Origin of the sequence: Caulobacter sp. UNC279MFTsu5.1 (genome assembly GCF_900114015.1) — a bacterium.
In the GTDB taxonomy this organism is placed as follows: Bacteria; Pseudomonadota; Alphaproteobacteria; order Caulobacterales; family Caulobacteraceae; genus Caulobacter.
Genome location: NZ_FORN01000085.1, coordinates 1 through 9725, shown reverse-complemented (window position 1 = coordinate 9725; position 9725 = coordinate 1). Strand labels below are relative to the sequence as shown.

Genomic DNA, 9725 nt, shown 5'->3' with positions numbered 1-9725 from the left:
TCGACCTTCGCCAACGCCGCGGCCGCCAAGACGATGATCACCACGATCAGCAACGCCCTGGGCACGGCGACCAACAAGCTGGCCTCGCTGGGCACCAGCTCGACCGGTCTGGACACCCACCTGACCTTCGTCGGCAAGCTGCAGGACAGCCTGGACGCCGGCGTGGGCAACCTGGTCGACGCCGACCTGGCCAAGGAAAGCGCCCGGCTGCAGTCGCTGCAGACCAAGCAGCAGCTGGGCATCCAGGCGCTGTCGATCGCCAACCAGTCGTCCGTGTCGATCCTCAGCCTGTTTCGCACGAGCTGACGGCGTCGACGATCGTCACGCCTCGGAGAAAGAGCGGTTCCAGGCGTAAGGGGGGCGGGTCCTCGGACCCGCCTCTGGTATTCGCGGTCAGCTTCAGGCCGGTCCGCTGGCGACCCGCTCGTAGTCCTCCAGGCTGGAGATCCCGACGTTCAGGTCGGTGACCAGGCCGTTGCCCAGCGAATAGACCCAGCCGTGCACCGACAGTTGCTGGCCCCGCGCCCAGGCGTCCTGCACGAACACGTCGGACGCCACGTTGCGCACCTGGCGGATGACGTTCAGCTCGCACAGGCGGTTGAGGCGAGCCTTCTCGTCAGGCAGGGCGTCCAGCTCGTGCCGGTGCTCGGCATGGACCTCGCGGATCGGGTGCAGCCAGTGGTCGACCAGGCCGCGCCGCTTGCCGTCGATGGCCGCCGCCACGCCGCCGCAGCCATAGTGGCCCACGACCATCACGTGCTTGACCTTGATCACGTCGACCGCGAACTGCAGCACGCTGAGATAGTTGGCGTCCTGCGGCGGGGCCAGGTTGGCGACATTGCGGTGGACGAACAGCTCGCCCGGATCCAGGCCGACGATCTCGTTGGCCGGCACCCGGCTGTCGCTGCAGCCGATCCACAGGTATTCCGGGCTCTGCTGGCCCTCCAGGCGCTTGAAGAACTGAGGATCGGCCTCGGTCTTGCGCAGCGACCAGGCCAGGTTGTTGCTCTTGAGGTCTTCAAGCATGGAGGGCGTCCGGCTGGTTGTCGGGATGGGCGGCGGCGAAGGCCGGGTGTCCGGCGCACCGCGCGGCGACCGCGCGGATGGCCGGGAACGGGGTCAGGTCGGTCTTGAAGCGCTCGGCGTTGTAGACCTGCGGGACCAGGCAGCAATCGGCCAGGGTCGGGGCGTCGCCGAAGGCGTAGCCCGCGCCGCGCCGGGCGATCATCGTCTCCAGGGCCGTGAAGCCGTCGCCGATCCAGCGTCCGATCCAGGCCTCGCGGCCGGGTTCGTCGACGCCGAGGTCGGTCAGGGCCCGCAGGATCCGCAGGTTGTTCACCGGGTGGATGTCGCAGGCGACGATCTGGGCCATGGCCCGCACCTGGGCGCGGTCGAACGGATCGGCCGGCAACAGGGGCGGGACGGGGACGGTCTCGTCCAGCCAGTCCAGGATCGCCAGGCTCTGGGTCAGGACCTGGCCGTCGACCTCGAGGACCGGCGCCAGGCGCTGGGGGTTCAGGGCGGCGAAGGCCGGCGTCTGGTGCTGGTGGGCGACCAGGTTCACCGGCGCGATGTCATAGGCCAGCCCCTTGAGGTTCAGGCCGATCCGCACCCGGTAGGCCGCGCTGGACCGCCAGGCGCTATGGAGGGTGAGCTGCATGGGCCGGGGCCTCAGACGACGGTGAAGGCGAGCTTGCCGACGCCCTCGACCGCGCCCTCCACCCGGTCGCCCCGGCCGAGCGCGCCGACGCCCTCGGGGGTGCCGGTGAAGATCAGGTCGCCGGCCGCCAGGGTCCACAGCTTGGAGGCCTCGGCGATGATCTCCGGGATCGTCCAGATCATGGCGGCGACCTGGCCGTGCTGGCGCGGCTGGCCGTTGACCGAGAGGGTGATGGCGCCGTCGGGATGGGCCCGGCCGGCCGGGACGATGGCGCTGATCGGGGCGCTGGCGTCGAAGCCCTTGCCCGCGTCCCAGGGATGGCCCTTGGCCTTGGCGGCGGCCTGCAGGTCGCGGCGGGTCAGGTCGACCCCGACCGCATAGCCGAACACGTGATCCATCGCCTCTTCCACGGCGATATTGGCCCCGCCCGACTTCAGGGCGACCACCAGCTCGATCTCGTGGTGCAGCTCATGGGTGGCGACGGGGTAGGGGACCTTGTCGCCCACCACCACGGCGTCGGCCGGCTTGGCGAAGAAGAACGGCGGATCCCGCTGGTCGGCGCCCATCTCGCGGGCGTGGGCGGCGTAGTTGCGGCCGACGCAGAGGATGCGGCGCACCGGAAAGACGGAATCGCCGCCTTCAACCGGAACCGTGGATTGGGCGGGCGGGGGGAAGGCGAAGGGCGTCATGGCGCCTGATTAGACCCAAACCCGCTCCGCCAAAAGTCACCTTCGTGAGGACATGATCCTGCAACACGCCGGCCATCACGCCCGTCTAAACGTTCTTTCACTTGCCCCGACCTGCGGCGACAAGGCATGACGGTCAGGCAATTGTGGCGAAAACCCGCCAAGCCGACGTCGAAGGGGCTCTGGACCGACGATGCTGATCATCGAGAACCTGACTCACGTCTACGCCAACGGCGTGAAGGCCCTCGACGAGGTCAGTCTGACGATCCCCCGCGGCATGTACGGCCTGCTGGGCCCGAACGGCGCGGGCAAGTCGACCCTGATGCGCACCGTCGCCACCCTGCAGTCCCCGACCTCGGGCCATATCCGCTTCGGCGATATCGACGTGCTCAAGTCGCCCGACCAACTGCGGCGGATCCTGGGCTACCTGCCGCAGGACTTCGGCGTCTATCCGCGCGTCTCGGCCTACGACATGCTGGACCACATGGCGGTGCTGAAGGGGATCGCCGGGGCCAGGGAACGCAAGGACGTCGTCGAGAGCCTGCTCAACCAGGTCAATCTGTGGAACGTCCGCAAGAAGGCCATCGCAGGCTTCTCGGGCGGCATGCGCCAGAGGTTCGGCATCGCCCAGGCCCTGATCGGCGACCCGCGGCTGATCATCGTCGACGAGCCCACCGCGGGCCTCGACCCCGAGGAACGCAACCGCTTCCTCAACCTGCTGGCCGAGATCGGCGAGAACGTGGTGGTGATCCTGTCGACCCACATCGTCGAGGACGTCTCCGACCTCTGCCCGGCCATGGCGATCATCTGCGACGGCCGCATCGTCAAGGAAGGCGCGCCCGCCGACCTGGTCCGCCAGCTGTCGGGCCGCATCTGGAAGAAGGTCATCGACAAGGCCGAGCTCGAGGCGGCCAAGGCCCGCCACCAGGTGATCTCGACCCGCCTGCTGGCTGGCCGCACGGTGATCCACGTCCTGGCCGACCAGGATCCCGGCGACGGCTTCGGCCAGGTCGAGGGCGGACTGGAGGACGTCTATTTCTCCACCCTGTCCGACACCCGGTGCGCGGCCTGAAGCGCGCGGGAATGGGGTCCGGAAGGATGTTCGGAAAAGTCGCCGCCTTCGAATTTCGCTACCAGGCGCGCCAGCCCGTCTTCTGGGTCGGGGTGATCATCTTCTTCCTGCTGTCGTTCGCTTCGGTCGCCGCGCCGCAGTTCGTGCAGTTTGGATCGACGGCCAATGTCCACAAGAACGCCGCCTCGGTGATCGCCAGCGGCAACCTGAACCTGGCCCTGATCTACATGTTCATCACGGCCGCCTTCGTGGCCAACATCATCGTGCGCGACGAGGACACCGGCTTCGACGGCATCCTGCGCTCCACGCCGCTGACCAAGTTCGACCATCTGTACGGCCGGTTCGCCGGCGCCTTCGCGGCGGCCGCCCTGTCGTTCCTGGCCGTGCCGGCCGGCATGGCCCTGGGCGCGGTCATGTGGTGGGTCGACCCCGACAGCGTCGGGCCGTTCGTGCTGAACCACTACCTGTTCGCCTATTTCGTGCTGGCCCTGCCGTCGCTGCTGCTGACCTCGTCGGTGTTCTTCGCGGCGACCACCGTGACGCGGTCGATGATGTGGACCTATGTCGGCGTCATCGCCTTCATGGTGGCCACCTTCATCAGCTCGACAATGCTGCGCCAGCCGGGCCTGGAGAAGGTGGCCGCCCTCTGGGAGCCCTTCGGCGGCGGCGCCTACGGTCTGGCGGTGCGCTACTGGACGGCGGCCGAGCGCAACACCCAGGTCCCGCCCCTGGCCGGCTACCTGCTGGCCAACCGCCTGATCTGGATCGGCGTCTCCCTGGCGATCGTCGTCGCGGCTTACTGGCTGTTCGACCTGCGCAGGGGCGACGGCGCGACCCGGGTCAAGCGCGAGAAGCCCGGCACCGACGCCGCCCCGCGCCCGACCGCGGTCGCGCACGGCGTACCCAGCTTCGCCGCGCCGTCCCGCTGGGCCCAGCTGTGGGCCCGCACCCGGCTCGACGCCCGCCAGGTGTTCGTCAGCCCGGCCTATCTGGTGCTGGTCGGCCTGGCCGCGGCCCTGTCGATCTTCAATCTGTGGCGCGTGGCCGACGACAGCCTCTATGGCGGGGCGATCTATCCGGTGACCCGGATGATGACCCAGGCCCTGAACGGCGTCTTCCCGTTCATCTCGCTGATCATCGCGGCGTTCTACGCCGGCGAGCTGGTCTGGCGCGAGCAGGACCGGCGCACCCACGAGCTGATCGACGTCACCCCGATCCCCGACTGGGCGTTCGTCGTGCCCAAGACCCTGGCCATCAGCCTGGTGCTGCTGTCGACCTTCCTGGCCGGAGCGATCGTGGCCGTGATCATCCAGCTGATCAAGGGCTACACCCACCTGGAGCTGGTCAACTACCTGGTCTGGTGGGTGCTGCCCCAGGCCGCCGACTGTGTCCTGCTGGCGGTGCTGGCGGTGTTCCTCCAGGTGCTGTCGCCGCACAAGTTCGTCGGCTGGGGCCTGATGGTGCTCTACATCATCGGCACCCTCGTCGCCTCCAGCTGGGGGCTGGAGCACAACCTCTATCTCTACGACGGCGCGCCGGTCGTCCCGCTCTCCGACTTCAACGGCCAGAGCCGGTTCTGGGTCGGGGCCTGGTGGTTCCGCCTCTACTGGGCGGCGTTCGCGGTGCTGCTGCTGGTGCTGTGCCACGTGCTGTGGCGGCGCGGGACCGAGAGCCGGCTGTGGCCGCGCCTGGCCGCCCTGCCGCGCCGGCTGGCGGGCCCGCCGGGCCTGATCGCCGGCGGCGCCCTGCTGACCTTCGTCGGCGTCGGCGCCTTCATCTACATGAACACCAACGTCTGGAACGAGTACCGCACCACGGTCGGCAACGAGCGCTGGACGGCCGACTACGAGAAGGCCCTGCTGCCGTTCGAGAACACGCCCCAGCCCAAGGTCGTGGAGGTCAGGCTGGACGTCGACATCCACCCGCGCGCCCCGCGCATCGACACCAGGGGCGTCTACGAGATCGAGAACCGCACCGACAAGCCGCTGCGCGAGATCCACGTCCGCTTCGACCGCGACCTGAAGGTGCTGGCCCTGTCGATCGAGGGGGCCCGGCCCAAGCGGACCTTCGAGCGCTTCAACTACCGGATCTTCGCCTTCGACACCCCGATGCAGCCGGGCGAGCGGCGCTCGATGTCGTTCACCACGGCCCGCGTGGCGATAGGCTTTCCCAACAGCCGCCCCGACACCCACATGGTCGACAACGGGACCTTCATCAACGACCGGCAGCTGGCCCCGTCCCTGGGCATGGACCGAGACGGTCTGCTGACCGACCGCACCAAGCGCCGCAAGTACGGACTGAAGCCCGAGCTGCGGCCGGCCAAGCTGGGCGACATCCCCTCGCGGCAGTTCAACGGCCTGCGCCGGGACAGCGACTGGGTGACGTCCGACATCAAGGTCACCACCGACGCCGACCAGACGCCGATGGCTCCCGGCTACAAGGTGTCCGAGCGCACCTGGCGCGAGTCGGCCGACATGAGCGGCCCGATCGGCAAGGCCGGCGACCGGCGCACGGCGCGGTTCGTGACCGAGGCCCCGATCCTGCACTTCTTCTCGATCCAGTCGGCCCGCTACGCGGTCAGGACCACGCCCTACAAGGGCGTCCAGCTGTCGGTCTACTACAACCCGGCCCACGCCTGGAACGTCGACCGGATGCTCGAGTCGATGAAGCGGTCGCTGGACTACGACCAGGCCCATTTCAGCCCCTACCAGTTCCGCCAGGTGCGCTACCTGGAGTTCCCGGCCTATGGCGACTTCGCCCAGTCGTTCGCCAACACCATCCCGTGGTCGGAGAACCTGGGCTTCGTGTCCAAGTACGACGACCCGACCAAGATCGACATGGTCACCTATGTCGGGGCCCACGAGATCGCCCACCAGTGGTGGGCCCACCAACTGATCGGCGCCGACCAGCAGGGCGGCGCGGCCCTGTCGGAGACCCTGGCCCAGTACTCGGCCCTGATGGTGATGAAGAAGACCTACGGCGAGCCGATGATCCGCAAGTTCCTCAAGTACGAGCTGGACCGCTACCTGCGGGCCCGGGGCGGCGAGGTGATCGAGGAGCTGCCGCTGCGCCAGGTCGAGAACCAGCCCTACATCTACTACAACAAGGGCTCGCTGGTGATGTACCGACTGGCCGACGAGATCGGCGAGGACAACGTCAACGCCGCCCTGCGCGAGATGCTGGCGGCCTACGCCTTCAAGGGTCCGCCCTATCCGACCACCCTGGAGCTGGTCGCCGCCCTGCGCCGCCACGCCCCGGCCGACAAGCAGGCGCTGATCACCGACCTATTCGAGAAGATCACCCTCTACGACCTGAAGGCCACCATGGCCACGGCTCGCAAGCGGCCCGACGGCCGCTACGACGTGACGCTGACGGTGCAGGCCCGCAAGCTCTACGCCCAGGGCCGCGGCCAGGAAACCGAGGCGGCGATGAGCGAGCCGATGGACGTCGGCCTGTTCACCCTGGAGCCGGGCAAGAAGGGCTTCGGCGCCGACAAGGTCGTGGCCTTCGAGCGCCGGACGATCCGCTCGGGGACCCAGACCCTGACCTTCGTCACCCGGACCTTGCCCAGGGCGGCGGGGGTGGATCCCTACAACATGGTCATCGACCGCAACGGCGACGACAACACCACCAGGGTCGAGCTGAGGTGAACGATCCGGCGTCGAAGCCGGGCGCGCCGTTCAAGCTGATCGAGCCGGGCTCGCGCGAGCGAGCCGCCGCCGAAGCGACGGCCGCCCACGTGATTCCGTAGCCAGGGCTACTTCTTGGCCTTTTCCTCGGCGACCTTCGCCTTGGCGTCGGCGACCTTCTCCTCGGCCTTGGCCACGTCCTTGCCGGTGTCGAAGCCGTTCTTCAGGCCCTCGGCCATGTTCAGATGCTCCTGCACGGCGGGGGCCGTGGCGGCGGCGAAGGCCTTGATGGCCGGGGTGTCGCCGTCCTGGGCGTAGCGCTGCAGCAGGTTCAGGGCCGCCTGGTGGGCGTCCACCTGGCCGTCGGCGTACTTCTTGTCGAAGTCCTTGGCGTCGGCCTTGGTCAGGTCGTCCAGCTTGCCCTGCAGGTCTTCGGGCAGGGCGGTCGGCGGGGTCAGGGCCGCGCCGGAGGCGGCGATCGCGGCCTTCAAGTCCTCGGTGGTCTTGGCGTGGGCCTTTTCCATCTTGGCGGCGAAGGCCTTCACGTCGGGGTTGGTCGAGCGCTTGACGGCCAGCTTGGCGGCCTCGATCTCGAACATGTCGCTGGCGGCGGCCTTGTCGACGAAGGTGGCGGCCTTGGTTTCGTCCGACGGGGTCGGGATGGTGGCGGCGGGGTTGGCGTCCGGGGTGGCGGCCTGTTCGGCCGGGGTGGCGGCGCCCTTGGTCTCGTCGGTCTTCTGGCCGCAGGCGGCGACGCTGAGGGCGGCGATGGCGGCGCCGACGATGAGAAGCTTACGGGTCATGGCTTTCTTTCCCTGCGCGTTTTTCTAGAACGTTTGACGGTTCGGGGCGCCGCGCTTGCGCCTCGGAGGTCTAAACAACTTCACGCGGCCGTGATGGTTCCGTGATCGCCAGGGAGATGTTCATGGCCGACGCGCCGCTGACGGGCCTGCGGGTCATCGAGATGGGGTCGTTGATCGCCGGGCCGTTCTGCGGCCAGGTGCTGGGCGATTTCGGCGCCGAGGTGATCAAGCTGGAGGATCCCAGGGCCGGCGACCCGATGCGCCAGTGGGGCCGCACCAAGCCCAAGGGCCACTCGCCCTGGTGGCCGGTGATCGGCCGCAACAAGACCTCGGTGACCCTGGACCTGCGCGCGCCCGAGGGCCGCGACGTCGCCCGCGCCCTGATCGACACGGCCGACGTGGTGGTCGAGAACTTCCGGCCCGGCACGCTGGAGAAATGGGGCATGGGCTATGACGACCTGGCCCGCACCAATCCCGGCCTGGTGATGGCCCGGGTCTCGGGCTTCGGCCAGACCGGGCCGTATTCGCACCGCGCCGGCTACGCCCTGATCGGCGAGGCCATGGGCGGCCTGCGCCACATCACCGGCGAGGCCGACCGGCCGCCGGCCCGGGCCGGGATCTCGATCGGCGACAGCCTGGCCGGCCTCAACGCCGCCCTGGGGGTGATGATGGCCCTGCACGCCCGCCAGCGCACCGGCCGGGGCCAGGTGGTCGACGCGGCGATCTACGAAAGCGTGCTGACGGTGATGGAGAACCTGATCACCGAATACGACCTGTCGGGCTACATCCGCGAACGCTCCGGCGCGATCCTGCCCGGCATCGCCCCATCCAACGTCTATCCCACCCGCGGCGGCGAGCTGATCCTGATCGGCGCCAACCAGGACACCCTGTTCAAGCGATTGTGCGAGGCCATGGGCCGGCCGGAGCTGGCGACCGACGAGCGCTATCGCGACCACGCCGCGCGCGGCGTCAACCAGCTGCAGCTCGACGCCACCATCGCCGGCTGGACGGTCGAGCACGACATCGAGACCCTGCTGCCGCTGCTGGAGGACGCCGGCCTGGCGGTCGGCCGGGTCTATCGCGCGCCCGACATGCTGAAGGACCCGCAGTTCGCCGCCCGCCAGTCGATCGTCGAGGTGGCCCATCCGGTGTTCGGGACGGTGAAAATGCAGAACGCCTTTCCCCGGCTGTCCGAGACGCCTGGCGGCGTCCGCTGGCCGGGGCCGGCCCTGGGCGAGCACACCGACGCCGTACTCGGCGCCGTGGCCGGGTTGTCGGCCGAAACGATCGCCGGCCTGCGGGCCAAGGGAGTGGTGTGATGGACGACGTGCTCTACACCGGCGGCTGCCTGTGCGGCGCCCTGCGCTACGCGGCGCGGGGCCGGCCGCTGTTCATGGGCCATTGCTACTGCGCCGACTGCCGCAAGGCCTCGGGCTCGGGCTTCATCCCGTTCATGGCCTTCGCCGCCAGGGACCTGACCTTCAGCGCCCCGACCCGGACCTTCACCTGCATTTCGGCGCGGGGCTCCAACGCGGTCCGCAACAGCTGCCCGACCTGCGCCAGCCTGGTGTTCGGCGGACCGGTGGGCGAGACCGACTCCCACACGATCTACGCCGGTTCGCTGGACGACCCGACGGCCTTCCACCCGACCGTGGCGATCTTCGCCAAGGACCGGCCGGACTGGGCGGTGATCCCGGAGGGGCTGAAGGTGTTCGAGGGGTTGCCGGACTAGGGAGACACTCATTGTCACCCTCCCGCTAGGAGAGGGGGCATGGGCCTTATCCTCGGCGTTCAGCCAACAAACCCCCGCGATTTCAACGCCCTGAACTTTCTCGACCCGATTTGGTCCCCACCCTTCCAGATCGCCGTATCCTG

General features: G+C 68.9%; 9 protein-coding genes. 5 read left to right on the top strand and 4 right to left on the bottom strand.

Annotated elements, in window-relative coordinates:
• Window positions 1-306, top strand: a 306-nt coding sequence (locus tag BM066_RS25415; protein WP_255367723.1) for a flagellin, incomplete at its 5' end; no start/stop codon positions are given.
• A 93-nt stretch (window positions 307-399) separates the two neighbouring features.
• Here the strand turns inward: BM066_RS25415 and BM066_RS25410 are convergent.
• From BM066_RS25410 to BM066_RS25400, 3 genes are read right to left on the bottom strand one after another with little or no spacing between them, the layout of a single operon-like run.
• Window positions 400-1026: a carbonic anhydrase gene (locus BM066_RS25410; protein ID WP_089931207.1), complete on the bottom strand. Its 627-nt coding sequence runs from the start codon at window positions 1024-1026 to the stop codon at window positions 400-402.
• Window positions 1019-1660, bottom strand: coding sequence for a maleylacetoacetate isomerase (gene maiA, locus BM066_RS25405; RefSeq protein ID WP_089931206.1), 642 nt, complete (start codon window positions 1658-1660; stop codon window positions 1019-1021). The genes BM066_RS25410 and maiA overlap by 8 nt, the downstream gene beginning before the upstream one ends.
• 11 nt (window positions 1661-1671) lie before the next feature.
• Window positions 1672-2349, bottom strand: a complete 678-nt coding sequence (locus tag BM066_RS25400; protein ID WP_089931204.1) for a fumarylacetoacetate hydrolase family protein — start codon at window positions 2347-2349, stop codon at window positions 1672-1674.
• A 190-nt stretch (window positions 2350-2539) separates the two neighbouring features.
• On the opposite strand from BM066_RS25400, the gene BM066_RS25395 reads away from it, so the two are divergent.
• Together BM066_RS25395 and BM066_RS25390 are read left to right on the top strand one after the other, a co-directional pair.
• Entirely contained in the window at window positions 2540-3418 is an 879-nt protein-coding gene (locus BM066_RS25395; protein ID WP_089931203.1) for an ABC transporter ATP-binding protein, read from the top strand.
• A 26-nt stretch (window positions 3419-3444) separates the two neighbouring features.
• Complete coding sequence (locus BM066_RS25390; RefSeq protein WP_089931201.1) at window positions 3445-7068, top strand: ABC transporter permease/M1 family aminopeptidase; 3624 nt, start codon at window positions 3445-3447, stop codon at window positions 7066-7068.
• Window positions 7069-7175: 107 nt separating this feature from the next.
• On the opposite strand, the gene BM066_RS25385 is transcribed toward BM066_RS25390, so the two are convergent.
• Window positions 7176-7850 (bottom strand): DUF4142 domain-containing protein, encoded by a 675-nt coding sequence (locus BM066_RS25385; protein ID WP_089931200.1) that lies wholly within the window; start codon window positions 7848-7850, stop codon window positions 7176-7178.
• 122 nt (window positions 7851-7972) lie between these two features.
• Here BM066_RS25385 and BM066_RS25380 point away from each other — a divergent pair, with 122 nt between their 5' ends.
• On the top strand, window positions 7973-9169 hold the full coding sequence (locus BM066_RS25380) for a CaiB/BaiF CoA transferase family protein (RefSeq protein ID WP_089931209.1): 1197 nt from the start codon (window positions 7973-7975) through the stop codon (window positions 9167-9169).
• Complete coding sequence (locus BM066_RS25375; RefSeq protein WP_089931198.1) at window positions 9169-9582, top strand: GFA family protein; 414 nt, start codon at window positions 9169-9171, stop codon at window positions 9580-9582. Before BM066_RS25380 ends, BM066_RS25375 begins: the two co-directional genes overlap by 1 nt.
• Window positions 9583-9725: the final 143 nt, after the last annotated feature.